Source organism: Paenibacillus borealis (genome assembly GCF_000758665.1).
In the GTDB taxonomy this organism is placed as follows: domain Bacteria; phylum Bacillota; class Bacilli; order Paenibacillales; family Paenibacillaceae; genus Paenibacillus_AQ; species Paenibacillus_AQ borealis.
In genome coordinates this window covers 7,907,355-7,933,621 of sequence record NZ_CP009285.1, presented here as the reverse complement: position 1 = coordinate 7,933,621, position 26,267 = coordinate 7,907,355, and the positions used below count along the sequence as shown (strand labels likewise).

Annotated in this window: 26 protein-coding genes; 17 read left to right on the top strand and 9 right to left on the bottom strand. The window is 53.1% G+C overall.

Going from position 1 to position 26,267, the window contains the following annotated elements; genetic code table 11:
• Positions 1 to 9: 9 nt before the first annotated feature.
• The 5 genes from PBOR_RS33710 (at position 10) to PBOR_RS33690 (ending at position 5,886) form a co-directional block, all read left to right on the top strand.
• Positions 10 to 2,001, top strand: a complete 1,992-nt coding sequence (locus tag PBOR_RS33710) for an FAD-dependent oxidoreductase (RefSeq protein ID WP_042218415.1) — start codon at positions 10 to 12, stop codon at positions 1,999 to 2,001.
• A 76-nt stretch (positions 2,002 to 2,077) separates the two neighbouring features.
• Entirely contained in the window at positions 2,078 to 2,626 is a 549-nt protein-coding gene (locus tag PBOR_RS33705; protein WP_042218414.1) for a DUF6033 family protein, read from the top strand.
• A gap of 145 nt (positions 2,627 to 2,771) precedes the next feature.
• Positions 2,772 to 4,193: a hypothetical protein gene (locus PBOR_RS33700; RefSeq protein WP_042218413.1), complete on the top strand. Its 1,422-nt coding sequence runs from the start codon at positions 2,772 to 2,774 to the stop codon at positions 4,191 to 4,193.
• A gap of 322 nt (positions 4,194 to 4,515) precedes the next feature.
• Positions 4,516 to 4,797: a hypothetical protein gene (locus PBOR_RS33695; protein WP_042218412.1), complete on the top strand. Its 282-nt coding sequence runs from the start codon at positions 4,516 to 4,518 to the stop codon at positions 4,795 to 4,797.
• Between the two features lie 246 nt (positions 4,798 to 5,043).
• On the top strand, positions 5,044 to 5,886 hold the full coding sequence (locus tag PBOR_RS33690; RefSeq protein ID WP_042218411.1) for an EcsC family protein: 843 nt from the start codon (positions 5,044 to 5,046) through the stop codon (positions 5,884 to 5,886).
• A 141-nt stretch (positions 5,887 to 6,027) separates the two neighbouring features.
• On the opposite strand, the gene PBOR_RS33685 is transcribed toward PBOR_RS33690, so the two are convergent.
• On the bottom strand, positions 6,028 to 6,351 hold the full coding sequence (locus tag PBOR_RS33685) for a putative quinol monooxygenase (RefSeq protein WP_042218410.1): 324 nt from the start codon (positions 6,349 to 6,351) through the stop codon (positions 6,028 to 6,030).
• Positions 6,352 to 6,433: 82 nt separating this feature from the next.
• Here PBOR_RS33685 and PBOR_RS33680 point away from each other — a divergent pair, with 82 nt between their 5' ends.
• From PBOR_RS33680 to PBOR_RS33645, 8 genes are all read left to right on the top strand, one after another.
• Positions 6,434 to 7,693, top strand: coding sequence for a nitric oxide synthase oxygenase (locus PBOR_RS33680; RefSeq protein ID WP_052429763.1), 1,260 nt, complete (start codon positions 6,434 to 6,436; stop codon positions 7,691 to 7,693).
• A 257-nt stretch (positions 7,694 to 7,950) separates the two neighbouring features.
• Positions 7,951 to 8,499 carry a TetR/AcrR family transcriptional regulator gene (locus PBOR_RS33675; RefSeq protein ID WP_042218409.1) on the top strand — a complete coding sequence of 183 codons (549 nt, stop codon included), beginning with the start codon at positions 7,951 to 7,953 and terminating at the stop codon, positions 8,497 to 8,499.
• A 623-nt stretch (positions 8,500 to 9,122) separates the two neighbouring features.
• Positions 9,123 to 10,091 carry an NAD-dependent epimerase/dehydratase family protein gene (locus PBOR_RS33670; protein ID WP_042218408.1) on the top strand — a complete coding sequence of 323 codons (969 nt, stop codon included), beginning with the start codon at positions 9,123 to 9,125 and terminating at the stop codon, positions 10,089 to 10,091.
• A 109-nt stretch (positions 10,092 to 10,200) separates the two neighbouring features.
• On the top strand, positions 10,201 to 10,557 hold the full coding sequence (locus tag PBOR_RS33665; RefSeq protein ID WP_042140424.1) for a nucleotide excision repair endonuclease: 357 nt from the start codon (positions 10,201 to 10,203) through the stop codon (positions 10,555 to 10,557).
• A gap of 274 nt (positions 10,558 to 10,831) precedes the next feature.
• Entirely contained in the window at positions 10,832 to 11,554 is a 723-nt protein-coding gene (locus PBOR_RS33660) for a hypothetical protein (RefSeq protein ID WP_042218407.1), read from the top strand.
• A 5-nt stretch (positions 11,555 to 11,559) separates the two neighbouring features.
• Positions 11,560 to 12,897: a polysaccharide deacetylase family protein gene (locus tag PBOR_RS35910; protein ID WP_081972293.1), complete on the top strand. Its 1,338-nt coding sequence runs from the start codon at positions 11,560 to 11,562 to the stop codon at positions 12,895 to 12,897.
• Positions 12,898 to 13,087: 190 nt separating this feature from the next.
• Positions 13,088 to 14,185 (top strand): dual-specificity RNA methyltransferase RlmN, encoded by a 1,098-nt coding sequence (gene rlmN / locus PBOR_RS33650; protein WP_042218405.1) that lies wholly within the window; start codon positions 13,088 to 13,090, stop codon positions 14,183 to 14,185.
• A 137-nt stretch (positions 14,186 to 14,322) separates the two neighbouring features.
• Positions 14,323 to 14,610: a DUF6509 family protein gene (locus PBOR_RS33645; RefSeq protein ID WP_039294928.1), complete on the top strand. Its 288-nt coding sequence runs from the start codon at positions 14,323 to 14,325 to the stop codon at positions 14,608 to 14,610.
• Positions 14,611 to 14,689: 79 nt separating this feature from the next.
• On the opposite strand, the gene PBOR_RS33640 is transcribed toward PBOR_RS33645, so the two are convergent.
• The 3 genes from PBOR_RS33640 to PBOR_RS33630 form a co-directional block, all read right to left on the bottom strand.
• A complete protein-coding gene (locus PBOR_RS33640; protein ID WP_042218402.1) occupies positions 14,690 to 15,439 on the bottom strand; it encodes an esterase family protein in 750 nt (249 codons plus the stop codon).
• Positions 15,440 to 15,452: 13 nt separating this feature from the next.
• On the bottom strand, positions 15,453 to 16,622 hold the full coding sequence (locus tag PBOR_RS33635; protein ID WP_042218400.1) for an ATP-grasp domain-containing protein: 1,170 nt from the start codon (positions 16,620 to 16,622) through the stop codon (positions 15,453 to 15,455).
• 88 nt (positions 16,623 to 16,710) lie between these two features.
• Positions 16,711 to 17,148 carry a MarR family winged helix-turn-helix transcriptional regulator gene (locus PBOR_RS33630; RefSeq protein ID WP_042218399.1) on the bottom strand — a complete coding sequence of 146 codons (438 nt, stop codon included), beginning with the start codon at positions 17,146 to 17,148 and terminating at the stop codon, positions 16,711 to 16,713.
• A 260-nt stretch (positions 17,149 to 17,408) separates the two neighbouring features.
• Between PBOR_RS33630 and PBOR_RS33625 the strand changes: the two genes are divergently transcribed.
• Together PBOR_RS33625 and greA are read left to right on the top strand one after the other, a co-directional pair.
• Positions 17,409 to 18,893, top strand: coding sequence for an MDR family MFS transporter (locus tag PBOR_RS33625; protein ID WP_052429761.1), 1,485 nt, complete (start codon positions 17,409 to 17,411; stop codon positions 18,891 to 18,893).
• 89 nt (positions 18,894 to 18,982) lie between these two features.
• Positions 18,983 to 19,465 (top strand): transcription elongation factor GreA, encoded by a 483-nt coding sequence (greA, locus tag PBOR_RS33620; protein WP_042140416.1) that lies wholly within the window; start codon positions 18,983 to 18,985, stop codon positions 19,463 to 19,465.
• 98 nt (positions 19,466 to 19,563) lie between these two features.
• Here greA and PBOR_RS33615 read toward each other — a convergent pair whose 3' ends face one another.
• A complete protein-coding gene (locus PBOR_RS33615; RefSeq protein ID WP_042218395.1) occupies positions 19,564 to 20,283 on the bottom strand; it encodes an SDR family oxidoreductase in 720 nt (239 codons plus the stop codon).
• Positions 20,284 to 20,431: 148 nt separating this feature from the next.
• Entirely contained in the window at positions 20,432 to 20,770 is a 339-nt protein-coding gene (locus tag PBOR_RS33610) for a winged helix-turn-helix transcriptional regulator (protein ID WP_039294909.1), read from the bottom strand.
• A gap of 206 nt (positions 20,771 to 20,976) precedes the next feature.
• Between PBOR_RS33610 and PBOR_RS33605 the strand changes: the two genes are divergently transcribed.
• Complete coding sequence (locus PBOR_RS33605) at positions 20,977 to 21,903, top strand: AEC family transporter (protein ID WP_042218393.1); 927 nt, start codon at positions 20,977 to 20,979, stop codon at positions 21,901 to 21,903.
• 103 nt (positions 21,904 to 22,006) lie between these two features.
• Here PBOR_RS33605 and PBOR_RS33600 read toward each other — a convergent pair whose 3' ends face one another.
• Together PBOR_RS33600 and PBOR_RS33595 are read right to left on the bottom strand one after the other, a co-directional pair.
• A complete protein-coding gene (locus PBOR_RS33600; protein ID WP_042218392.1) occupies positions 22,007 to 22,849 on the bottom strand; it encodes an aldo/keto reductase in 843 nt (280 codons plus the stop codon).
• A 366-nt stretch (positions 22,850 to 23,215) separates the two neighbouring features.
• Positions 23,216 to 24,421: an MFS transporter gene (locus PBOR_RS33595; protein ID WP_042218390.1), complete on the bottom strand. Its 1,206-nt coding sequence runs from the start codon at positions 24,419 to 24,421 to the stop codon at positions 23,216 to 23,218.
• Positions 24,422 to 24,593: 172 nt separating this feature from the next.
• Here PBOR_RS33595 and PBOR_RS33590 point away from each other — a divergent pair, with 172 nt between their 5' ends.
• The gene (locus tag PBOR_RS33590) at positions 24,594 to 24,986 is read left to right on the top strand and encodes a winged helix-turn-helix transcriptional regulator (protein ID WP_042218388.1); all 393 of its coding nucleotides are present in this window, start codon (positions 24,594 to 24,596) and stop codon (positions 24,984 to 24,986) included.
• 102 nt (positions 24,987 to 25,088) lie between these two features.
• On the opposite strand, the gene PBOR_RS33585 is transcribed toward PBOR_RS33590, so the two are convergent.
• On the bottom strand, positions 25,089 to 26,264 hold the full coding sequence (locus PBOR_RS33585; protein ID WP_042218386.1) for an ATP-binding response regulator: 1,176 nt from the start codon (positions 26,262 to 26,264) through the stop codon (positions 25,089 to 25,091).
• Between the last annotated feature and the right edge of the window lie 3 nt (positions 26,265 to 26,267).

The window sequence follows — 26,267 nt, the reverse complement described above, 5'->3', positions numbered from 1 at the left end:
GGAGAAATAATGCATAAGCAAGCAGCACAACCATTGTTAAAAGTAATTGTATGCCTGATCCTGGTCCTGTCGATCATCAGCGGCTGCAGCGGCAATAATTCAGCCGATCCGGCCGTGTCAGAGCAGCCTTCAGCATCACCGGAGGCTACGCAGCCTGCGGATAACAGTGCGGTACCGGCAACGTTTAAAGCGGGAACCTATAAAGCGGAAGCTGACGGCAAAGACGGCAAGATTCAGGTTGAAGTTACACTCGACGCCGAATCCGTAATCACGGATATCCAGGTGGTTAGCCAGAACGAAACGGCCGGAATCGGGGTGGAGGCTATCAATAAGATCAAGGAAGAGATCATTGCAGGCCAGACCCTGGCCATTGATGCAGTAAGCGGTGCTTCGGAGTCCAGCACAGCGATTCTGGCAGCCGTCGAAGATGCGGTGAAGCAGGCGGGCGGCAACGTGGAAGCTTTTAAATCTAAGACAGTAGTTAAATCCGGAGAAGGCAAGACAGAGCAGCTGTCCGCGGATGTTGTTGTCGTAGGTGCAGGCGCATCCGGCGTATCTGCAGCAGTCTCGGCAGCGGATAAAGGCGCAAAGGTCATTCTTATTGAGAAAACAGCTACGATTGGCGGAGCAAGCAATCTGTCCTGGGCAGGTAAGTTCTACAACTCCTCAGCTGCTGTCAGCAGCGGGCTTAAAGTGGAAGTGGAGAAGGAGATTGCCGACTGGATCGTTAATAATCACTGGAGAGTAGACGCAGCGGCAATCCGCCAGTACGTGACGAAGTCGGGTGAAACCTATGACTGGCTGACAGGCAAGGGCTATACCACCACCTTCCTTAACTTCGGCGGAGAACAGCTGCATATGCTTCCGGCCTATGATACCCGCCAGGATCTGCTGAAGGCGATGCTTGCAGAATCCGTGGAAAAGGGCGGCGGACAGGTAATCACAGAGACAACAGCCCAGAAGCTGATCACTGGCAGCAATGGGGAAGTTACCGGAGTGGTTGCCGAGAAGGCCGATGGAACTGTGCTTGAGATCACCGGCAAAAGCATTGTCATGGCTACCGGCGGTTATGCCGGCAATAAAGAGATGGTCAAGGAAGCCTTTGGCTTCGAAGGCGTCAATGGCGGACTTGGACAGAATATCGGCGAGGGGCTGCAAATGTCCTGGGATATTGGAGCGAAGGTTCCTGATAACTTTGGCGGACAAATGCTTCATCAGACGCTGGCCAGAGCAACAGAGAAGCTGAAGGCAGAGTATGAGCCGTTCGAGGCCAGCTATCCGCTGATGCTGTCCTACCTGCCAACCCTGATGAATGTCGGCCCTTCCGGGGCGAGATTCCGGGATGAGGCGGCAACCCTTACCGCAGTAGCAGCGGCGAATACCAGTGCTTTTAACGGAGCCTACCATCTGGTTATTCTCTCGCAGGCGCAGATTGATGCCCTCAAGACTAAGGGAATGAACGGTTTGAAAGCACCGGGCCTGCCGGGAATGCCGCCGGAGTTCTATGCCTCTTTTGCCGATAAATTCACGCTGGACCAGCCCTGGAAGGATGCAGACAAAGTCTTCGAGTCCATGGTTGCAAACGGTGACGGCTTCAAGGGCAATACCATCGCGGAACTGGCAACAAATGCGGGCATGGACGCTGCGGTATTTGCTGCTGACTTTAAGCTGTATCAGGAAGCGGCGAAGACCGGCATCGATACTGAGTTCGGCAAAGCGAAGGAATATCTGCTTCCGATGGGCGAAAGCGGCCCGTATTATGCCATTATTTCCGAGATCAACAATCTCTGTTCGGTAGGCGGTCTGCTGGTAAATACCAAGTTCCAGGTGCTCAATGACAAACGTGTGCCTATCAAGGGGTTATATGCCGTGGGCGTAGAGTCCGAAGGCGTACTCTTTAACGATACTTATGTTGGTAACGGCGTCGGACTGGGATATTCCTTCACCTCCGGCCGGCTTGGCGGTGAGGATGCGGCAGCGGGCGCACTGGGTACAGAGTAGCGCAATTTAAGCAATCTCCTCCTTTTCGCCGATAAAGAGGTAGCCTGGACTTTTTATTGGAGAAGAGGAATGTCCGATGTATATTCCCATATCCCGAATCAATGCGGCTTCGCTGACCCGTTCACCGCAGCAGGAGGCCCATGCGTCTGCAGAGCCGTCTGTGCTTAGCTTTTCGGAGACGCTGGCAGCTGTCGCAGCGGCCATTGAAGATCAGGCCCGCAGATTAAGGAAGAAATATGGCTTGTCCGTCCGGATCACAGCGGTATCCAAAGACGGAAGCAAGAGTGCGGACAGTGCCGGCAAGGGAGTCCGGGATGTACGGGAGATTGTGATTGCTCCGAACATCCTGCAGCAGATGAGCAAAGATCCAGTGATCCGGAGAAAAATAGACGGTTACATCGATGAGTATGTAGCCAAAGATCACCTCTCTGCTGAGCATAGCCTGATCATTTACAGGGATGGCACTCGTACCCTGTCACTTGCTGCCCCTTCGCCGGAAGCAGCAGGGAAGAGCAGCGAGCTCCCTGCCGGTCAGCCTGGTCTTTGGAGCGGAGGAAGCTCTACCCAGGACAGGCTGCAGCAGCTGGCCTTCATCCGGGCGCGGAGGGCGAACCGGCAGTCTTAATAGGGAAACAGTCAACAACATTGATCTCAGAATCCGCAGGTAACGCGGAGGCTGAGATCTTTTTTTGGTACGAACAACAGCCTATGGGCCTGCATAGCATATAGCACCTACTTGCTATAAGTAAGTGGGAAGGGGGCACAGGATAATGGGGATTCAGCTTACGGCGATTCATTGGGTTTATTTAGTGTTCATTGTATTCATTCTGGCGCTGCTGATCCGGCGGCGTGATACGACAATGATCTGCGTGACCGGGATTTTGGCGCTGGGGCTGCTGGCAACGGCTACACTCAGCGGATCGGTGTCGGGAATCTTCAACTCCTTCGTATATGCTACCAAAGAGCTGCTTGGCACCATTATGATCATCTCCATTATTGTGGCGATGAGCCGGATTCTGATTATTACAGGCATCAACGAGACGATGGTATCCCCGCTCACCCGGTTTCTGCGCACACCTGCGATGGCCTATTGGGGGATCGGGCTGATCATGATGGTGACCTCTTTCTTCTTCTGGCCTTCCCCTGCGGTGGCGCTGGTCGGGGCAGTTCTGCTGCCTGTGGCTGTCCGGGTGGGGCTGCCCGCACTTGGTGCGGCGATGGCAATGAATCTGTTCGGGCACGGAATCGCCCTCTCCGGCGATTATATTATCCAGGGAGCACCGAAGCTGACTGCGGATGCTGCCGGTCTTCCGGTATCCAGTGTCATGCAGGCAAGCATTCCGCTGGTCATCGTGATGGGAGTTGTGACCACGGTCTCTGCCTTCTGGATGATGCGCAGAGACCAGAAGAATGGAACGTGGAGAGACGGTCTGGTCACTGCCCAAGGCACGGCAGGGCCGCTGTCTGCAGCGGGGACGGGCAATGACGGGCTCGTAGTTATGAGTGACGGCCTTCGTAGAGGGCTGGCTATCGCCATTCCGCTGCTCTTTCTCCTGGACGTGATCGCCATGTTTGTGCTGCATCTGCAAGGCGGTGACGCTACAGCACTGGTCGGCGGAACCGCCGTGCTGATCCTGATTGTCATCACCCTGCTGGCCCACCGCAGCCAGGGACAGGGGCTGGAGAAAATTACGGCCTATCTCATTGAAGGATTCATATTCGGCTTCAAGGTCTTTGGACCAGTCATCCCGATCGCCGCCTTCTTCTATCTTGGCGACTCGGCCTTCACCGAGCTGTTCGGCCAGGTGCTGCCGGACGGCTCGCACGGCATCGTGAACGACCTGGGCGTTGCCCTGGCGGATCACGTGCCGCTTAATGGCGCCGTGGGAGCCGTAACGCTGACGGTGATCGGCGCGATCACCGGTCTCGACGGCTCCGGCTTCTCCGGCATCTCGCTGGCCGGCTCGATTGCCGGGCTGTTCGCCGCCGCGATCCATTCCGGCGCGGCGACCCTGACCGCCCTTGGGCAGGTAGCCGCCATCTGGGTCGGCGGCGGCACCCTGATCCCGTGGGCGCTCATTCCCGCCGCGGCGATCTGCGGCGTCAGCCCCTTCGAGCTGGCCCGGCGCAACCTGAAGCCGGTCCTGCTGGGTCTGGCGGCGATGACCCTCACCGCCATGTTTCTGATATAGCCGCCGCTCAAGGTTCGCGGCGGCTGCCCGCAAAGCCCCGGATACTGCCGCCTGCCCTGGACTCAAGCTCTCTCTGTTAATTTATGTTATAGTCTCATGTCACAGTCCATCGCCGCCAATATGCGCTTATGGACACCAGGGACGTTATTTAGGTAATCTCATACGTTCTGGCGGTGTTGTGGACACCAGCGCCGTTATTGTTCAGCACAACCTGCAGATATCAGCCCAAGCTGACCGGCTGTCAGGATTCTTGTATAAGATTCCCGCCCCCAATCCATCCTAGAGAAGAACAGAAACCGTGATTGAGGGGGGAAGTATACTTATGAAGCATTACGAATCCAGTCTGCGGACGAACAGCACGGTGGATCAGGCGCAGGATTCTGTGACCAAGCTGCACAACTCGGTAACGCAGGCGTTAAGCCATCCGACGGAGCAGATGATTGACCAGGCGGAGAACAGCCTGGAGCATGCGGAAGAAGCCGTCCGCCATGCTCCCGAGGGATCAGTCGGCGGACACGGGGTAGACTTGGCTGAAGAGAGGCTGGCCGAAGAGAAACGCAGACTCGCTTCGCTGGACGCCCCGGAAGGCAAGGCCCAGAGCTAAAGCCGGGCACAGCCAGCGTGACCCGCTGCAACAGGCATTTCCGGATATGATCCGGGAATGCCTGTTTGCTATTTATCTGATTCAGCGCCACTTCCTGCAAACTTGTGCAATCATATGGAGTGAATAGGGTTATAAGGTATCAGGCACATATATAACTTAGTTGAACCGGATCAGGAGAATGAAACGTAGTATTACAACTAAGACGTAACAACAATGACAAGATCACCATTCAAGGGAGGCATAAATATGCAGGATACTACTGATTCACGGGTACCTCTGGAGACACCGGAGGCGCTGCGTGCCGAGCTTGCGGGGATTGCCAGGTGGGAGAAGGAGCAGAATAAGCTAATGATCTGGGACCGGGTTACCCGCCTGCCGTTTAAGCTGCTTGATAAAATCACGCCGAAGATTATTCATGAGAAGGTAGGCAGGCTGCTGGATGAGCTGGGCAGCTACATTCAGAACGGCGGCAATTATCTGGTTGCCGGGCGTAAGGTAGGCACGCTGATCGGGGAGGCAAGCGTGGCGGCCGGAGGCACAGGCACCGGGCCATATCCGCTGGCCGTAATGGACGCGGCAGCGCTCCGGCTCTCAGAAAGGAGCCGGAATACGGCTACTGCCCAAGGGGCAACAACCGGCTTCGGCGGAATTTTCACGCTTGCCGCCGATATTCCGGCTGTGCTCGGCCTTTCATTGAAGGCTATCCAGGAGATAGGCTTATGCTATGGTTACGATCCGACGGATAAGGCGGAACGGATCTTCACTGTGAAGGTGATGCAATTCGCATCCTCCGATATTGTCGGCAAGCGGACGATTCTGCGGGAGCTGAATTTGCAGGCGGGCGGGGATGGCAACATCATTGCCGGAACGAATGCGGCGGTCTCGAAGATTCAGGGCTGGAAAGAGGTAGTTATGGTATACCGTGACAATTGGGGCTGGAAAAAGCTGCTCCAGACGGTTCCGGTCGCAGGTATGTTCTTTGGCGCGTATCTCAACCGGAAGACGCTGGAGGATGTGACGGAGGCTGCGCGCATGCTATACCGCAAAAGACGGATTATCGCCAGGCTAGCAGAGCTGGAACAGAAATAAGTTTCCTATGCGAAGCGGAACTGCATATGGACGCGGCGCGGCTAGCGGCAGGGCGGAGCATCATGATGAAGAGGCAAGGAGTGCAGCCCTTGGGCGATACTCCTTGCCTCTATTTCAGAGAAGATATAAGCAATGAGCAGCCTACTGGGCAGCTGAGCCGAACACCAGCCCTTTGCCGCCCGCAGGTATTAGCTTGACCGGCTCGACTCCGGCAATCAGCGGCATGGCCCGCTGGATCGTGGCGCGGGTAGCTTCCAGGGCAAGTGAAGCAGCATGCGCTTCGGCACTGCTCCATACTTCCGTCACCCAGAGGATGTCAGGCTCTGATTCCGAGAGGTTCACGATATACAGCTCGCATTCCTGGACAGGCTCAGCCGCCGCTGCGGCTTCCAGCAGGATGGCAGCCAGAGCTTCCCTTTCACCCGGTTTAGCGGTGAATTTCGCGTACATTCCGAATTTGCTCAACCTCATCACCTCAGCATGTAGTTATCCGCTCCAATGGCGGAGTTGATCAACAATATTTTACCAGAACCAGGGAGTGAACGAAATGAACCATATAGATCAGCAACACAACATGGATGAATTAATCCGGCAGGCGGAATCCTTCATCACTGCAAGTTATCAGGAACTGGAGAAGTCAGAGAGTGAGCGGGACCAGCGTCTTGCGGGTATACGCGAAGAGGTAAGTCTCACTGGTACATATAAGCATACGGAGGAAGAGTTGGCTCATGGGGCAAGGATGGCCTGGCGTCATAACAGCCGCTGTATCGGACGGTTGTTCTGGCATTCGCTTGAAGTGATTGATGCCCGAGGGGCAGAGACCGTAGAGGAGGTAGCCGGGGCGCTATTACGGCATGTGGAGCATGCGAATAATGGCGGCCGGATCCGTCCGGTCATCACCGTGTTCCACAGTGGGGAAAGTGCGGATAGAGCTATCCGGATCTGGAACCATCAGCTCATCCGTTATGCCGGCTATCCCGGGGACGGGGAGCAGCCGCGTGCCGGTGATCCGGCCTCGGATGAGTTCACTGCGGTCTGCCGGAAGCTGGGCTGGCAGGGCACAGGCGGGGATTTCGATATTCTGCCGCTTGTCATTAGCATTGGTGAGGAGGAACCCCGCTGGTTCCCTATCCCGTCTGGACTCGTGCAGGAGATTCCGCTCAGTCATCCGGAGATCGGACGGTTCACAGAGCTGGCCCTGCGCTGGTACTCCGTTCCGATTGTCTCGGATATGTGCCTGGAGATCGGCGGCATCCGTTACCCGGCGGCGCCCTTCAACGGCTGGTATATGGAAACAGAAATCGGCTCCCGCAATCTGGGGGATACAGGACGCTATAACCGCCTGCCGGCAGTGGCTGATCTGCTGGGCTTAGACCGTTCAACGAACACATCGTTGTGGAAAGACCGTGCGCTGCTGGAGCTGAACCGCGCTGTACTGCATTCCTTCAAGCAGGCCGGTGTCAGCATTGTGGATCATCATACAGCGGCGGATCAGTTCGTCCGCTTCCAGGAACAGGAGAAGCGGCAGGGGCGCGAAGTATCAGGCAAATGGGGCTGGCTGATCCCTCCAATGTCACCGTCCTCCACGCCGATCTGGAATGACAATACCTTGCGGGATCTGCATCTCAGTCCGCGCTTCATCTACCAGAAGAAGGCGTACGCCGGCATGACAGACGGAGCAGCGGGTCTATCCGGTGAATCCGGCGGCTCTGCCCCGTTACACGAGGGGACGTCTGAACAGGCGCCAGAGTCTGCACTAGATGGCGCTGCCGAAGCATTGACATGTCCTTTCCATCATCCTAATTAACCCGGTCCGGCGGAGAATGTAATAATGGGCAGTACGTAACCGCCGGAGCAATAACAGGCTGTACATAATAGCTGGAATAGTACCCGGCTGTATATCCCCGCCGGAGTCACACCGGCGGGGGTTATTATTTTTCCGGCAGACAGGTTGATTATTTAAAGAGTAAAGTATATACTGCTAATCAAGAGAGTGATTGATCAATAACCATGAGACAACAACCGGTAATCCATCAATCATTCCGGCTGAAAGGGAGACTTATTATGAACAAGCAATCCGGCACTACCCGTTCCAAAGGAGATGAGGCCGTTCCGGTGAACCGCAGGGAGCAGATTCTGGAGGCGGCCGTGGTTGTGTTTGCAGAACTTGGCTATTACCGGGCAACAACCGCGCAAGTAGCGGAGAAGGTGGGAATATCCCAGCCGTATATCTTCAAGCTGTTTAAGAATAAAGAGGAATTGTTCGTTGCTGCGCTGGAGCGTGCGTTTGAACGGATTCTCCGCACCTTCTCGGGGCTTCAGGCTCCTGCGGACCATCTGCTTACGGAAGCCATTCAGGTATACGAGCAATTAATGGAGACCCATCCGAACGAGATTATTCTGCAGGTGCAAGCGATCGGTATACGCGACGAAGCCATCCGCCAATCGATGCAGGCTGGAATGCTGGAGGTAACCCGCCTCATGGAGGGCAAGTTCTCGGCAGCAGGGTTTGCGCATCCTGAGGTAGAGGTGAGTACCTTTATGGCTAATGGGATGCTCTGCAATATTGCCCTGACGCTGGGAATGCCGGAGCTGAAGCCGAAGCATCTCTAAGCATCGCGGGGCGGGCGGAAGAATAATCGGAACTAACGGTGCATCGGGCGCGGTAGGTAGATTAAGCGAAATTCAGAGCAACAGGTAAGAACGACATGTAAGATCCAGCCGCTTAATCCCCGATCCATCTGGATCATCATTTTTCCGGTATAAGTAGTGACTGATCAATAACCAAATAGCGCAATGGAGAACTAGCAAAGAATTAGTAAGGAACAAGCAAAGAACAAGCAAAGAACAAGCAAAGAACAAGCAAGGAACTAGCAAGGAACGGAGCTAAAGAGTGGTCCGCATCCATCTTTTTTATGATGTGCACAGGTAAGTAGACAGGAATAGATAATGTTGCAAATATTACAACTTGGATTCATAAATACTGGGGTGTTCGTAATTATTGTTGTATGAAATACATGATTTGCTCTGCGTAGCCGCTTGAATCAGATGAAATGTTGCCTTTTGTGCAACAATTTTCAATTTAGCCCGATTTCATGGGGGGAATGTTGTATTTCGTGCAGGATTTTAGATACCAGCTTAAATTCAGATATATGTAATTAATTTTTATTATTTAGTTAGTGATCAATCACTAAAAATTCAATCTTATCAATTCAACTTTATGAGGAGGCATTCAAATGATAAACAAAGCGATTGTACTGGGAGCAACCGGAGGAACAGGGACGGTAATTATTGCGGAGCTGCTCCGAAGAGGGATCGAAACCGTCGCCTTTGGGCGCTCCATGCCGAAGCTGGAACAGCTCGCGGCCAAGCTGGGCAGGCCGGCAGGGCTGAGCCTCGAGACTGGAGATGTGTTCCGTGCAGATGATATTTATAAGGCAGCAAGGGGGGCGGATGTTATTTTTCACAGTGCATCGGTGCCGTATCACGAAATGGCCGCGAAGCTGCTGCCGATGGGTGAAGCTGTAATGGAGGCGGCGAACCGGCTGGGGGCGAGAGTAGTTGCTGTAGACGGGATCTATCCGTATGGCAGACGGGTTAATGAGCAGCCGGTGGACGAGGAACATCCGAAGAATCCGCATACCCGCAAAGGAAAAGTGAAGCTGGAATTCGAGCGGATGTTCTTCAGCCCGCGCTGGAGCGGCACGAAGGGAATGATTGTCCGGCTGCCCGATTATTATGGACCTACCGCCAATGAAGCCTCTTACCTCGGGTCGACACTAGAAGCGGTTGCAGCCGGTAAACCCGGGATATTCATCGGCAATATGAACGTTCCGCGCGAATATGTCTATCTGCCGGATGCCGCAGTGATGATGGTAGAGCTTGCCCTCCGCGAGGAGGCATACGGGCAGAACTGGAACATCCCGGGCGCTGGCGTCATATCCGGCAAAGAGATCATCCGTATTGCCCGTGAAGCCGCCGGAAGCTCTAAACTGGTCATCCCCGTGGGTGCAGCAGGCTTGTCACTGCTTGGCCTGTTTGTTCCAGTGATGAAGGAAATCGTCGAGATGCTTTATTTGACGAAGGAGCCGCTGCGGCTCAGCGGTGCGAAATACGAGCGGGTAGTCGGGCCGGTTCCGGCCACGTCTTTTGAACAGGGGATAACAGCAACGATTCATTCCCTCCAGAATCGGGCAGCCAAATAAGTGTAACTCCCCCTCATAAAACACAGGTTATCTGCAGAAGATAGAAATAGTCAGGGTTCCCAATCTGTGATAATATTTATTTCTATATACAATGAGGAAGTGAAGCTTAATGATCAGCATTACCATTCCGGCACCGGAAGTTACTATTTTTAAGCAGGAGAACCCTGTGCTCAGCCATATTTACGGATTTACGGATTTCCACCTGATTACCCGCGAAGCCGGCGGCATCTTCATGTTCTACAATGACAAGGATGAGCTGCTGTTTGTAGGCAAGGCGCGTAAGCTGAGACCGCGGATTAAGAAGCATTTCGAGGATAATGTATCCGTCATGAAGCCTCACCGCGACGAGGTTACCAAGATTGAAGTCTGCCTCGTGGAAGACCCGGTCGACAGAGAGATTTATGAAACTTACATTGTGAACAAGCTTAAGGCGAAATACAATGTGGAGAAAGTACTGTACAAATAAACGTTTGGATGAAGAAGCGTGGTCCTAGAGGGCTGCGCTTTTTTTGTTGCTGTATATGAGAAGACATTCCTCTTTTTCATGAATGAACAGTGCAAATGGCATAGGCCATTCATCCTATAATTAGCCGGATAACTTCTGTTCAGCGTGATCTGGGCCTTTGGATACATTTAGTAAAGTTAGATACTAAGGCTCACTAACGCATCCGCTAAATCAACTATAATAAACTCGTACATGCTCGACATATTTTGACATTTATAATGAGGTGATTATATAGATGGCGGCTCCGTTTTTTAAGAAGAAAGATACCCAGGATAAACCTGTTAAGCCGGGTATGGTTCAAAAGGTTCAACTGGACGAACTTCCACCTGAGGACAGCGACAGTTATGAGAAGGCTGACAGTGCCCCCGGCCTCGTGTCTGTCGGCAAAGCGCAACTGGACAAAAAGTCGCTGGATCTTGTCTTCGCAGTAGAGCAGATGATTCAGGCAAGAGCGCATGCTGAAACGAACAACCATGAGCTGCAGGACCGGCTGAATCATTCCAGCAGCCATGTGGAGAGGTTAGGCCGGGATCTCAAGAACCTGAACAAGGTAATTGAAGAGCGGGAGAAAAGCATCCTGGAGCTCGAGCATAAGCTGGTGGAGAAGAATCTGAAGGTGGATCAGGTGCTGGAGGATTACCGTGAGCTGCACACGACCCTGTCCGGAGAAATGGATGAGCTCAAGAGCACCATTGATCTGGAGCAACAGAAATATGCCAATCTTGTACAAAAGCATAACGATGCCATCTCCGAGAAGCTGAAGCGGATGAATGAGCTGGAAGAGAAGATTGGGCGCCTGGAGACAGAGAACAGTCATCTGAAACAGAAATACGACACGGTCCGGCAGGAGAAAACCTACCTCTCCAGCATGATCAGCGATTTCACCAACCGCATGACAGTACCCTTTGGCGGAAGCACTCCACCGGCAGAGCGTAACGATAGCAACGGAGATACATAGGAGTTATGCCCGTACACCCGGCGAACACTGCTCGGATGGTAGAGCTGCTGTCCCTTGAGCAGAGGCAGGGCGTCTATCAGATGGAGGTAGGTTTAACCCACAGCAGCGGCTCCGCCCGCCAAATACTTATCATCGATGAATATACATATCTGCAATTGAGCTTGCTTGGCCCTTTCGAGGGGCAGCGGGTGCGTTTGTCTCTCTATCCCAAATGGGATCCCTTCCGCCGCAGTTTCTTCAGTTCCCTGATCAAAATGAATAAGAACTTCAGCGAAACGCTGTATTATGCCTGCTCCGAGGAGTATGCCACGCAGCTGGCTAAAGCGAGGCAAGAGGAACTCCCTCCACCTGCAACCGAATCCGCTGTCCAGGTCCCGGCACTGGAATTGCTGCAGCCTGGGCCTGGACAGCCGAAGCGCAGAACCAGCCACCGGCCTGCCCGGGCAGTACTGCTGCGGGGTGTTCTGTTCAGCTGTCTCATCGCGTTGTTCCTGCTGCGCATGGACGGCAAGCTGTTCAGCAACAGCGCGGAAGCCCATGAGGATTCTGTTCAGGCGGCGGTAGTTACAGAAGTTAACAGCCGTCTCGTTAATGCTGAGCCGGGTATTCAAACGGCAGCTTACCAGAGCAGCGAAGTCCCGGCAATTCCGGAAGCATCTCCGGAACCAGCCTCTGTAGCAGCTCCTGAAGTAGCCCCTGGAGCAGCTCCTGTACCATCCCCTGCAGCTGTTCCAGACGCTGTGGCGCTGCAGGTTGAAGAGATTGAACTGAACGGGAGCAGCTATGAATACAGCCTGCCCCATGGTTATGTGGCTCTAACCTTCGACGATGGACCCTCGCAGTATACACGGCAGATAGTAGATATCCTGCATGAGTATGGAGTAGCGGCGAACTTTCTGTTTATCGGACAGAATGCCAGCCGCCATCCGGCCGAGGTCAGCTATGCCGATGAGCACGGCATGCCGGTGGGCAGCCACTCCTGGGACCATAGTGATCTGACACGGAACAGCAGTGAGGAGAACCGGGGCAATCTGGAGCGGGCCAGCCGGGAGCTGGAGTCGAACATGAAGTCTGCGGTAACGGTCTTCCGTCCCCCTTATGGTGCGGTTAATGATGAACTGGCCGCGGAGGCGGGCCGTCAGCATATGAAGCTGCTGCTCTGGAACCGTGATCCCGAGGACTGGAAGGCGGACAATGCCCAGCAGGTCCTCCGGTACTTCCATAAGACAGACCCGTCCGGCGGAATCTATCTGCTGCACGAAAAGGCAGTTACGGTCGAGGCGCTTCCTGAGATCATCGAGTATCTTCAGGCACAGGGGTTAAAGTTCGCCGTCTTCAAATAAAACAGGTAAGCGTATCCCTGATGGAGGGATGCGCTTTTCTGCTTTTGTGCACGGAAAAGACGCGGAATCCGCAGTGTTTCCTCTTGTTTTAATAAACAAAATTTGAGACAATAAGTTATTGTTGTTGCTAATGTCCCCGCAAGGTAGAATAGATTGATTGAACTTTAAAGTTTTGAAAAGAGGATATGAAATGAATAAAGAATCCATTTATGGATTGACTTTGGAACAGTTGACAGCCTGGCTGCTGGAGCATGGGCACAAGAAATCCCGTGCATCCGCTGTCTGGGAATGGCTATACCGCAAGCGGGTTACCAGCTTTGCAGAAATGACGGGGATGAACCCCGATTGTGTGCAGCTGCTGGAAGAGCATTATGTCTTTCAGACCATGGAAGAGCATGTGAAGCAGGAGTCGGCTGACGGCACCGTCAAATTCCTGTTCCGCCTGCAGGACGGCAACCTGATTGAAACGGTGCTGATGCGGCAGAAATACGGATTATCCGTCTGCGTCACCACTCAGGTCGGCTGCAATATCGGCTGCAGCTTCTGTGCGAGCGGCCTGCTGGCGAAGAGCCGCGATCTCACCAGCGGTGAGATTGTCGAGCAGATAATGAAGGTCCAGCATTACCTGGATCAGGCCGGCCTCGGGCAAAGGGTCAGTCATGTAGTTGTAATGGGCATCGGCGAGCCGTTCGATAATTTCCGGCACCTGCTGAACTTCCTGGTTACGATCAAGGATCATAAGGGCCTGGCGATTGCCGGCAAAGGCATTACGGTATCCACCAGCGGTCTGGCTGACAAGATCAGGGAATTCGCCGACGCGAATATGCAGGTCAACCTGGCGATCTCCCTGCATGCGCCGAATAATGAGCTGCGGACACAGATCATGAAGATTAACCGTGCCATTCCTATAGAGAAATTAATGCCTGCGATTGATTACTACCTGGAGAAGACCAACCGGAGAATTACCCTGGAGTATATCCTGCTGAAGGATATCAATGACCGCGAGGAGCACGCCTTGGAGCTGGCCGAGTTAATCGGAGACCGGCGCCAGCTGGCGAATGTGAATCTGATTCCGTATAATCCGGTGGATGAGCACAGCCAGTACCAGCGGAGCGAGCGGGAGTCGGTACGCGCGTTCTTCGACACACTGAAGAAACAGGGAGTCAGCGTCAGTACCCGTCTGGAGCATGGAGTCGATATTGATGCGGCCTGCGGACAGCTGCGCAGTAAGCAGATCAAGAAGACCAAAGGCCAAGCAGAGGGTGCAAGCAGCGCAGTTACCGGATAGATTTAGCTGCAGATAGTTATCATAAGAACGGTGCGGGTGACGGGTTCACTTCGCACCGTTCTTTTTGAAAGGACAGCAAGCCGTTTCGACTTGTGATACAATAATCTGGCAGTGATTTGAGAAATGAGGAATGCGACGTGTTGACATTTACAAGCTACACCGTGGAGAACGTAAGAGATCCTTTTGGAATACTAAGCGGCAAGCGATATGAGTTCGTCATTAACCTGGATGTGCCGGAAGATGATGAACTATACGTAGAGAACGGTGTTTCGGCCCGCGTAATTGTGAAAGTGGAAGAAGAGCAGACAAGCATTGTCAGCTACGATCTGCAGGAAACATCGTCAGGCAAGGTTCTCGATTTCGATATGGAAGAAGACGAGGAAGCAGCGCTGGTTCTATTCTGTTCAGAGCATTTGCCTGAATAAGAAAGAGCTGTAAATGCTGGAAGGGAACTGCTGAGTTAAGCAGTTCCCTTTTTTTTTGCGCTATTTTCATAATGAAGCTCTATAAGCAGCCTTCCACATAATAATGAATCTGCTTGTTCCACCATGGCCAGTCATGACCGGCATCATGTCCCCAGTAGTCGATCCGTGCGGGAATTCCCTTGCGTCCAAGCACATCCTGAAGCAGGCGGGTCTCGTGAAGCATCTCATCCTCATACGCGCCTTGTCCCACGCAGACGATGATATTGCTGTTACGGTACTGGTTAAGATAGTAATCATCCGTCAGTCCCGGCAGGTAATGCAGCGGTGAATTCAGATAGATATTCTCACTCATATAGTCGCCGAAGAAATAATAGGTGGAATAGACGCCGCTCAGGGCGATTAGGGTATCGAAATATTGCGGATAACGGAAAAAGAAGCTGGCACTGTAATAAGCGCCCATAGAGCAGCCTGAGATCAGAATGCGCTGATCGGTCCCGCCGTTGTTCTGCTTGCTCTGGTGGAGGAGGCCGGGAATCAGCTCATGTGCGATATATTTATCATACTGCTCATGACGGTGCACCCGGTCCTCGTTATTCCAGTGAGTGGAGAAGAAGGTCTCTTCATCAATACTGTCGCAGGTCCATATCTGCAGCTTGCCCGCTTCAATGAAGGAGGAGAGCGTGTCAATCATGCCCGAATCCTCATATTGATAAAAGCGTCCAAGCGACGTGGGGAAGACGAGCATCGGTTTGCCGGCGTGGCCGTATATTTTATATTCCATATCTCTGCCCAGGTTGTGGCTGTACTCCTTATGGTAGCTTATCCTCATCCGTTAACACATCCTATCCCTCTTCTTGGTGAATATAACCTCTGATGTCCCTAACCTCCGAAAGCTCGGGAGAACGGAACTGATAAGCACTGTTACCCATCGCTCGGCTGAATACCTCTTCGATCTCGGCATAGTTCACAATCTGCCCGCCGAATGTGCGGTAGATGTCCTCGTGGCTGTGAGCGTAATGCTTATGATTCTTGCGGCTGGCATAGCCAGTGTAGTATTTGCCTTCGTATGGACCGCCGACCTCATTGTGTACGATCATGCTGGCCCATTCTTTATAGACATCCACATCGTATGCGAAGTTAATGGCATCGGTCATCCAGGCGCCCGGCGGCCGCATATTTACTTCCAGGGCTATGATCCGGCCATCCTTGTGCGATTTGAACAGCTCGATATGGAAGAACCGTTCCCGGATGTCAAAAGCCTTCAGAATATTCTTCCCGGCCTCTTCTACCTCGGGGCTGATATCTCTCAGACAGAAATAGTAGAGGTGGTTATCTGTGTTAACGACCTCCATGACACTATTCTCGAACAGGTGGCTGACCGCGAACCGCACATTGCCGTCAATATCGACCAGCCCGTCATAGGTGAGGATGACTCCATCAATGAATTCCTCAATAATAAAGGCTACATCCTCCGGCTTAGTGTCAAAAAAGTGCTGCAGCTCCTCTTCATTATTGATCTTGTAAGTATTGCTGGCACCGGAGCCGAGATCGGGCTTAACCACCAGCGGGAAGCCGGCGCTTTGGATGAAGCTCTCCACGCTTTCGCGCGTAGTCCCGGTGGAGAACTGTACGGTGCTTACACCGCTTTTATGGAAGAACTCTTTCATCTTGGATTTCTGCTTCAGGTTGGAGACGAAATCGGACTTGGTGCCGTAAATGTTGAAATCCGTCCGGATGGCGGCATCCTGCTCCAGCCAGTATTCGTTCAGCGACTCGAAGCGGTCAATCTTACCGTATTTATAGGTGAAAAAGCCGACGGCCCGCAGGATCTCCTCGTAGTTCTCCAGATTACTTACCTTATAATACTCTGTCAGTGCCGACGTCAGCTTGTCCTCCAGCTGGTCATATTCGGCATCGCCAATCCCGAGCACCGTCGCCCCCTGCTGCTGCAGCTGGGTACAGAAATCAGCGCTGTTCTTAGGGAAATGCGGGGAAAAGAAGATAAAATTCATGCAGACCAGCCCCTTTGGCTAAAATATAATTCCGAGTTAAATTGTATGATTAATTCAATCTACCAGTTTCGTCATTATTCGTCAATCCTTAGTCTGGCTTTTGCTGCAGTTTACGGTTGAGCCGGGCCAGCAGTCCGCTGAAGGTCTGGCAATCCCCGGGAGACCAGTCTTCAAAAATCTGCTCATAGCGCTGCAGCCGGATGTCCCGGGCCTCGGCAAACGTCTGCGCACCCAGCGCGGTAATCTGAAAATAGCTCGATCTTCCATCCTGCGGATCAGGCACCTTTACCACATAATCCTTCGCCTCAAGAACGCTCGTCTGCCTGCTGATGGTAGAGGTATCGAGGCCGAATTCTTCGGCGAGCGCTTTAACGCCTACCTTATCGTGGTTCGACAGATGGTGGAGCAGGGTGTAGGAGGAGCGGTCCAGTCCGCCATGCTTTTTATCCAGCGAACCGAGGCGGATTAGCGTAATCAGCTCATGGTTCAGGGTTTCGAGGTTCTTATCAGTCTGTTCTTCAGCCATAGTTAGTATCCGTCCTTTATGATTGAGTAATTCTTAAGGTCTACCCTTATGTGTCTCCATATTATAAGTGAAAATACAGCCCTAAGCGAAAGCTGACGGTTATTTATGAAAGAATTATGAAACAAAAATGAAATAAGTCACATTGACTTTAAAACATATAGTTGTATAATACACATATATTAAAGTGATTGTATCATACACCTACATTGGGGTGAAACCTAATGTTTCTTAGTGGTGGCAGTGCAGAGGAGAGAGCATATTTGAGTACTCAGACGGCAAAAAATTCATCATTCTGGCTTATTATTCTGGCCATCTTTTTCGGTAATTTCATGGCCATTCTCAGTACGACAACGATTAACGTGGCGTTCCCGGTCTTTCTGAAAGACTTCCATGCAGAGATCAGCACCGTGCAATGGATGATTACGGGTTATCTGCTGGCTACCGGCGTAATTGCTCCGGTCGTAGGGTACTTCGGCGACAAGTGGAGCTATAAATATCTCTATGTGTTTGCCCTGTCGGGTTTCACTTTATTCTCGGGACTGTGTACGATTGCCTGGAGCATTCATTCCCTGATTATCTTCCGGATTGTGCAGGGAATATTCGGCGGGCTGATTATCCCGACGACGATGACGATGATTTATCAGTTTATCGAAAAGGAGAAGCAGGCTTTCGCCATGAGTCTCTGGAGCCTGTCCTCGATGCTGGCTCCGGCCTTCGGGCCAACGCTCGGCGGCTGGCTCACCGGGTACTTCGGCTGGAAATCGCTGTTCATGATCAATCTGCCGATCGGCATCATCGCGATTGTGGTAGCACTGAAATGCCTGCCGTTCCAGCGTCAAACCGCCAGCAGCAGAAGCTTCGATCTGCCGGGATTTTCAACCGTGATTCTGAGCAGCGCCTTTATTATTCTGGCCTTCAATAAGGGGAATGCCTGGGGCTGGACCTCCTGGAAGACCTTATCCCTGCTGCTGATTGGTGCAGCGGCCTTAACCTACTTCATCCGCCGGGAGCTGTCACTGCAGGAGCCGCTGCTGAACCTCAAGGTATTCAAGCAGAACCGGTTCACCTACAGTCTGATTATTAACTGTATCATTACCATTGCCTTATATTCCGGGACCTTCCTGATTCCGGTCTTCCTGCAGGATATCCAGCAGTCCACACCGCTGAAGACAGCGCTGGTGCTGCTGCCCGGCTCGATCGTGATGGCTGTGATGTCGCCGGTTGTCGGCAAGCTGTATTCGCGGATTGGTCCGTTCTGGCTTATTCTCAGCGGCATTCTGCTGCTGAGCGCTTCAACCTGGGAGCTTAGCCATCTTACGCTGGCCGTTACGCATACCCGTGTAGCCTTATTAATGGCTCTGCGCAATGTCGGCATTGCCCTGGCCTTCATGCCGGTGACGAATGCCGGGATGTCAGCTGTACCCAAGCAGATTACAGGGCATGCTTCTTCCGTAACGAACTGGGTACGTCAGGCTACAGGCGCGTTGTCCATTGCAGTGTTCAGCTCCTTGCTCGCTTCCAGATCGCTGGCCCATCAGAAGGAACTCAGCGGCGGAGCTTCTGCGGCAGGTGCGCTGATCAAGGCGCAGGGAATGACCCTGGGCGTACAGGATATTTTTCTGATCGCTACGGTGGTTGGCCTGCTGGCGATTCCGCTGACCTTTCTGCTGAGAGGCGGAAATGGCAAAGCTGCAGCAGCAGCTGTGTTGCAGGCCGGGACCGGGAAGCAGAAGGCGAACAGCTAAGCTTATGGATGCTGCAGCCCATTCTTTTTACAACTCCGCCTGAAATGGGGTAGAATACAGTAAAGCAGGCACAAATAGGAGTTGTAAACATGTCCAACAATGACGAAGTGTTTTTGACGAAAGAAGGGTTAGCCAAGCTCGAGGATGAACTGAGAGAACTTAAGGGAGCAGGGCGCAAGGAGCTTGCAGCCCGGCTTAAGCTGGCGATCAGCTACGGCGATTTGAAAGAGAACAGCGAATACCACTCCGCGAAGGAAGATCAATCCTTCATGGAGACACGGATCATGATTCTGGAGAAGATGCTGATCAAGGCGCAGATTGTAGATTCCAGCAATATGGATCTGAGCACAGTCAGCGTAGGCTGCATCGTCATTCTGAATGATGTGGAATACTCCGAAAAGATTGAATATAGAGTGGTAGGTCCCGCAGAGGCAGATGTGCTGGACAACAAGATTTCTTACGAAAGTCCGCTCGGCAAAGAGCTGATCGGCAAAAAAGTGGGCGACATTATCAGCGTCAATGCCCCGATGGGCGTCATCAAATATGAGCTGCTTGAGATTAAAATGCTGTAATTCTTAGATCCTGTACCCTGCTTTAATAAGGGTACAGGATTTTTTGTTTAAAGATAAGAATTTATATGCTACTATTTCACGTTTCCACTTGCAGTGGCTTAGATAAGGCTGTGGCCCCCTTCTATATGGAGTACTGTGCCGGTGACGAAGCTGTTATGCATGAGATAAAGTACTCCCTGGGCGACATCCGCAGCGGTTCCTACGCGCTGTGCCGGCAGTTTGGCAGCTAAGCCGCTATAGAAGCTGGTCCGCGCCTCTTCCGCCATCCCGGCGCGGGAAGGAGTGTCGATGATGCCTGGCGAGACGGCATTTACCCGCAGCGGAGCCAGCTCAAGAGCCAGCGTCCGGGCCAGATTGGTGACGGCGGCATTGACCACACCCAGCATGGAGGAGCCGGTCATGGATTTGAAGGCAACGATCCCGGAGAACAGCGTGACCGATCCGGCAGGACGAAGCTTCGGGGCAGCATATTTGGCGGCATAATACTGGCCCCAGAATTTATTATCCATCAGCTGACGGGCGGCGCTTGTTGCTGTAGACAGGAAAGCGCCTCCGCTGGTCTCGGCCGCAGTCACGACCAGATGATCAATGTCATCCAGCTCTGCGAAGAACGCCTGCATCTGAGCCTCATCTGTGATATCCAGCGTATAGGTGCTCACCTTAGCCTCAGTACCGAGCTTCGCTCTCGCCTGCTCCAGCTTATGAGCGGAACGGCTGGCGATGATGATCTCAGCGCCTTCGGCAGCAGCAAGTTTTGCCGTTTCAAGGCCAATTCCTGAACTCCCTCCGATAATAACGATCTTCTGTCCGGCTAACATATAATTTCCTCCTCGAAAGTATCTTGTTGAAGCTCTGTGAGGAGAGTATAGCTCTATAAACTTCCCTTAGGGAAGTAGTTACATTGCTGACATATAGTTACCGGAAGGATAGTTTCTTATAGAGGGCGGCTGGAGCCTAAAGATATTTTTAGAGCGCGAGCCCGTACCTTTTGAGTTCAATAAAAATACCCTCCAGCTTGAGTCCCTTCTCCGTCAGCGTATATTCCACCCGTGGCGGGACTTCAGGGTACACAGTACGTTCCAGGATGTCATGAGATTCCAGTTCCCTGAGCCGCAGCGCGAGGGTCTTCGGACTGATCCCTTCAAGTGAACGGAGCAAATCGCTGAAGCGCAAGGTGCCCCCAATCAGCAGATCGCGGATAATCAGGAATGTCCATTTACTTCCAATCAGTTCCAGGGTTTTGGCAATAGGGCAAGGTTCGCCGGGGGTGCCACGGGTCAGTGTAAGAGGTTCCAGAATGTCCATGCTAAGTCAGCCTCCTGTGGAAATAACGATTGTCACCTATCATAGCACAATACTATCCTTAGGGAAGTTATGGCTGATAATTAAATAAATGAGTCGGAGCGGGGACCATAGGCAGTTTCTATTAAGGATATTGATTCTGGGTCTTAGACGTTCCTTACCCCAAAGGTTATAGTAGGAGTAACTAAAGAACAGAGGGGTCCTGGCTTGTGATTCAGACTGTGCTATCGACACTTGTAGAGGTTATTGTGCCGCTGTCCATTCCGGTGGCCGCCGGGGCGCTGCTCGGACGTTATAAGAATCTCGACACGAAGCCCCTGCTGACGCTGTACCTGTATTTTCTCAGTCCGGCGATTATTCTGGATACGCTCGCTACGGCGGAAATCTCCTTCGATGATGTCTATAAGACGCTCGCATTCTCGCTGCTGAATCTGTTTCTCTTATGGGGGTTGGCTACCCTGATCGGCAAAATCCTGAAGCTGGCTCCGCCGGAAGCCGCCGGCCTGACGCTCATCTCCACCTTCACGAACAGCGTCAATTACGGTCTGCCGCTGGTGCTGCTGGCCTTCGGCCAGCTGGGCCTGGACAAGGCATCGGTCTATGTCATCGCCCAGATGGTGATTGTGAATACGATCGGCGTGTATTTTGCCGCCAGATCTCAGTTCTCGGTGCGCAGCGCCGTGAAGTCGGTCTTCTCGCTGCCGGCCATCTATGCGGCCATTCTGGCCCTATTGCTGCGGGCGCTCGGCCTGCATATGCCGCATGAGCTGGCTTCGGGCGTATCAATGGCTGCAGGAGCCTACTCGCCGGTAGTGCTGGCGATCCTCGGCGCGCAGATGGTGAAGGTCCAGGTTGCGCATACGGAGCGCAACGTGCAGCTTGCTTTCTGGACTGGGCTGACCGTCCGGCTGCTGCTGGCTCCGCTGCTGGCCGCGCTTGTGCTGCTCGCGCTGAATATTACAGGCACCTTGTTCTCGGTGCTCCTGATTCTGGCGTCGATGCCGGTAGCCGTCAATTCCGTGGTGCTGGCCGAACGCTTCGGCAGCTCGCCTTCGCTGGTCTCGCGCTGTATTGTCTGGACTACGCTGGCGTCCTTCCTGGCTCTTCCGGTGCTGATTGCTGTGGTGGGCGGGTAGCAAAGAAGCTCCCGTCTTCAGAGGTGAAGGCGGGAGCTTCTTCTATTGGCAGATGTTCAGCAGGCTGCACATCAGGTTGGACACTAGGCGGAACGCCAACCGCTTAGAAATCGAAATTGTCGGGATCGGGACCGGTCCGCTGATCACGATTGAGGCTGTCAATGCGCTCCATATCGGCGCTGCTCAGCTCGAAATCAAACAGGGAGGCATTCTCGATGATCCGCTGCTCTTTGGTTGATTTCGGAATGGTGACGATCCCATGCTGCAGATCCCAGCGCAGGATGATCTGGGCAACGGACTTGCCGTGGCTGGCGGCGATTTCCGTTAGCACCGGCTGATCCAGCAGCTTGCCCTGCATCAGCGGAGCCCATGCTTCGATCTGGATGCCATGCGTCTTAGCGAAGCTCCGCAGCGGCTGCTGGGACAGATAAGGATGCAGCTCAACCTGATTGACCATCGGTTTGATCTCCGCATCCTGGAGGATATCCTCCAGATGATGAATCTGGAAATTGCTGACGCCGATGGCTTTGACACGGCCCGCTTTATAGAGGGCTTCGAGCGCTCTCCAGGACTCCTTGTATTTGCCATTCACCGGCCAGTGAATGAGATACAGATCCAAATATTCTAGACCCAGCTTCTCAAGACTGGCCTCGTAAGCGGCAAGGGTCTCTTCATAACCAAGGTCTGCATTCCAGACCTTGGAGGTTATGAACAGCTCTTCGCGGGCCAGCTTGTTCCCGGCCATAGCTTCCTTGACCGCTTGCCCCACCCCGCGTTCGTTGGCATAGACTGCGGCTGTATCAATACTGCGGTAGCCGTGAGCAATTGCGGACTTCACCGCATGCACCAGCCCGTCGCCGTCCTCTACCTGAAAAACTCCGAGTCCAACCCATGGCATACTCACGCCGCCCTGAAGTATTGTTCTATCTTGTAAATGCTGTGCCATATCCAATGACCTCCTGAAGGGATAGTGTAGTTAAAGTTAAGATAATAATTAGACAAACGGAACATTCAATCCGCAGATCTGATTCGATGATGACAGAATGAAGACTTTAATTTCACACTGTACGGGCAAAATGTTGTACGTAGTGCAGCTTTGATTCCTGAATATTTGTATGTTCTGAAGGATTGTTGTACGAAATACAAGAATTTCTCCGCTAAGCCGCTTAGAAGATGAGAAATGTTGCCTTTTATACAACAATCTTGAAATATGGCCGGAATAAAGAGGGCAATGTTGTAATTTGGGCAGGATTTTTTGAAACATACCGCTTGACTGCGCACACTGCCATTTGCGCGTACACAGCAATTAAGCTTAAGCAGCTTCCGCCCGCTGCGTACGCTCGTCCCTGTTCTCCAGCGCCCGGCTCCAGGCCGTGAGCAGAACGGCCCCGAAGACCATGACTGCGCCCACCCAGGCCGTGTGGATCAGTCCCATATGATCGGTGACCAGGCCGCCGAGGTAGGCTCCGATGGCAATGCCTGCGTTGAAGGCGGCAATGTTGACGGCGGAGGCGACATCGCGGGCACTCGGCGCGAACCGGTCCGCCAGCATGACTACATAGACCTGCAGCCCGGGGACGTTCATGAAGGCGAGCAGCCCCATGAAGAAGATGGTGATCAGGGCAGCGGTCTTGAATGGTGCCGTGAAGGTGAAGACCAGCAGCACAGCGGCCTGCAGGGCGAACATATAGAATAAGGCGTTCATCGGCTTGTGGTTCGCCGCTTTGCCGCCGATCACATTGCCGATGGCAATGGCGATGCCATAGACGAGCAGGATCACAGCGACCGTCTTCTCCTGGAAGCCGCTGATCTCATGCAGCAGCGGGGAGAGATAGGTGAAGACGACGAACGTTCCGCCGTAGCCCAGTGCTGTGATGGCAAAAGCCAGCAGCAGCCGGCCGTTCGTCACCAGCTTGACCTGCTCGCGCAGCGGCGTGCGGGTCCCCTTGCGCAGTCCGGCGGGCACCAGGATCAGATTGGCGATCAGTGCGAGGATGCCGGTCGCCACAATGGCGATGAAGGCGGCCCGCCAGCCCAGCTGCTGTCCGAGGAAGGTGCCGATCGGCACGCCGGTAACTGTAGCTACTGTAAGGCCGGTGAACATAATGGAAATGGCGCTGGCCCTGCGGTTCTCGGGCACCAGATCGGCAGCGATGGTGGAGGCGATCGACATGAACAGCCCATGAGAGAGGGCGGATATCACCCTGGCAACCAGCAGAGTGCCAATTCCGCCAGCAGCGGCGGCAAGACTATTGCCGGCGATGAATACGAGCATCAGCAGGAGCAGCAGTGTTTTGCGGGAGACTCTTGTGGTCAGCGAGGTTAGCACAGGCGCACCGAAGGTTACGCCAAGCGCGTACAGAGTTACGGTTAATCCGGCGGTGGTCACGGATATATTCAGGTCATCAGCAATGAGCGGCAGCAGCCCGACGCTGATAAACTCGGTTGTTCCTATCGCAAAGGCGCTGATCGCCAGAGCCAGCAGCGCGAGGGTGCTTCTTTTTTTGTCCAGAGACATGTTCTTCACTCCTACTATGGTAATCACCGGCCGGTAAGTGCTATTATGGATTACAGATACGAAAATGGATAGTACGTACTTTCAAGTACTATAGGTACCAAAAAGTACCCATAAACTACCCGCTAGGCTACACATAGAGGGATTATATAGTGAGCATACAGGAGGCATACTAATGGCTAAAAAATATAATATTTCGGTCGAGGCTACGCTTGAGGTCATCGGGGGGAAGTGGAAATGCGTTATCCTCTGTCACCTCACGCATGGCAAGCTACGGACAAGCGACCTGAAGCGCCATATGCCGAATATTACGCAGAAAATGCTGACCCAGCAGCTCCGGGAGCTGGAGCAGGACGGCATTGTCAACCGGATCAGCTACAATCAGGTTCCGCCCAAAGTGGAATATGAGCTGAGCGAATACGGACGGACGCTCGGGTCTATCCTGGATTCCTTATGCGCGTGGGGAGAACAGCATATCATCAAGGAGTATGGCGATAAATTTGCCGTGCTTGAGGACAATGTGCTGAATAACAAGAAGGTAGAGCTGCTGCCCGGCGGCGTGGAATAAGGCGCAGCAGCCCTATGAGCATACACAAAGAACCGCAAGTCTCCCGGAGAGACTTGCGGTTCTTTGTGTATGCCTGGACTCCAGGCGCTATGCTCAGGGACACTAATCCGGTTGTCCTTCACTGACCTGAATCGTGAAGATAAAGACGGCCCCTTGCTCAGCATCCGGCTTGGCGTAGATTGTTCCGCCCATCAGATCGACCAGCATTTTGCAGATGGACAGCCCGAGTCCGGTTCCCCCGAACTTACGGTTGATCGTAGCACCGATCTGGGTGAATGGCTGGAACAGGTAGTTCATTTTGTCCTCAGGAATACCGATGCCGGTATCTTCGATAATGAACTCAAGCTCCATTACCGTATCCATCGCCTGCCGGAGATGAACCCCCACCTTGACGCCGCCGGAGTACGTGAACTTAATCGCATTGCCGATCAGGTTGTTCAGTACCTGGCGCAGACGGTTAGGATCGCCAACGAGCAGCGCGGGAATGGCTGGATCAATGAAGGTGTCCAGAGCCAGGCTGCGTTCCTTGGCCAGTGCCCGGAATAAATCAACGGTTTCCTTGATGCAGGAGTGGAGGTTGAACAGCTCATAATCCAGCTCCATTTTGCCGGATTCGATCTTGGTGAAGTCCAGAATATGATTAATGACCGACACCAGCGCGTGGCCGCTCGTATGAATGATTTCGGCCATTTCCAGGTCGTCTGGGGCTAGCTCAGAGGTTCGCAGTACATCTGACATGGCAATAATCCCGTTCAGCGGTGTGCGGATTTCATGGCTCATCATGGCGAGGAAGCCGCTTTTGATCCGCAGAGCGACTTCGGCAGTGTCCTTCAGTTCGGTCAGGACACTATTCGCCGCCTCCAGCTCCTGGGATTTAAGCTGCAGCTCCTTGCGGGTCTGGTAGAGGCGGACGAAGCCGTCAATTTTGCTCTTGAGCACGATCGGATGGAACGGCTTGGTCAGGAAATCTATAGCTCCGGCTGAATAGGCCATCATATAGTTCTCAAGCTCGGAAGTCAGCGCGGTCAGGAATATAATCGGGATGTCACGTGACTTTTGACGCGCTTTGATCCGCTTCGCCGTTTCGAATCCATCCATGTCCGGCATGAGCACATCCATTATAATCAGGGCGAACTCCTGCTCCAGCAGACATTTCAGGGCCTCCATACCGGAGGTTGCACCAATCAGCTGATAGGGGGTGTCAGCCAGCAAAGCCTGCATGGACAGGAGCTCGTCCGGCCGGTCATCGACAAGTAAAATATTAATAGGGTACTCCATAAT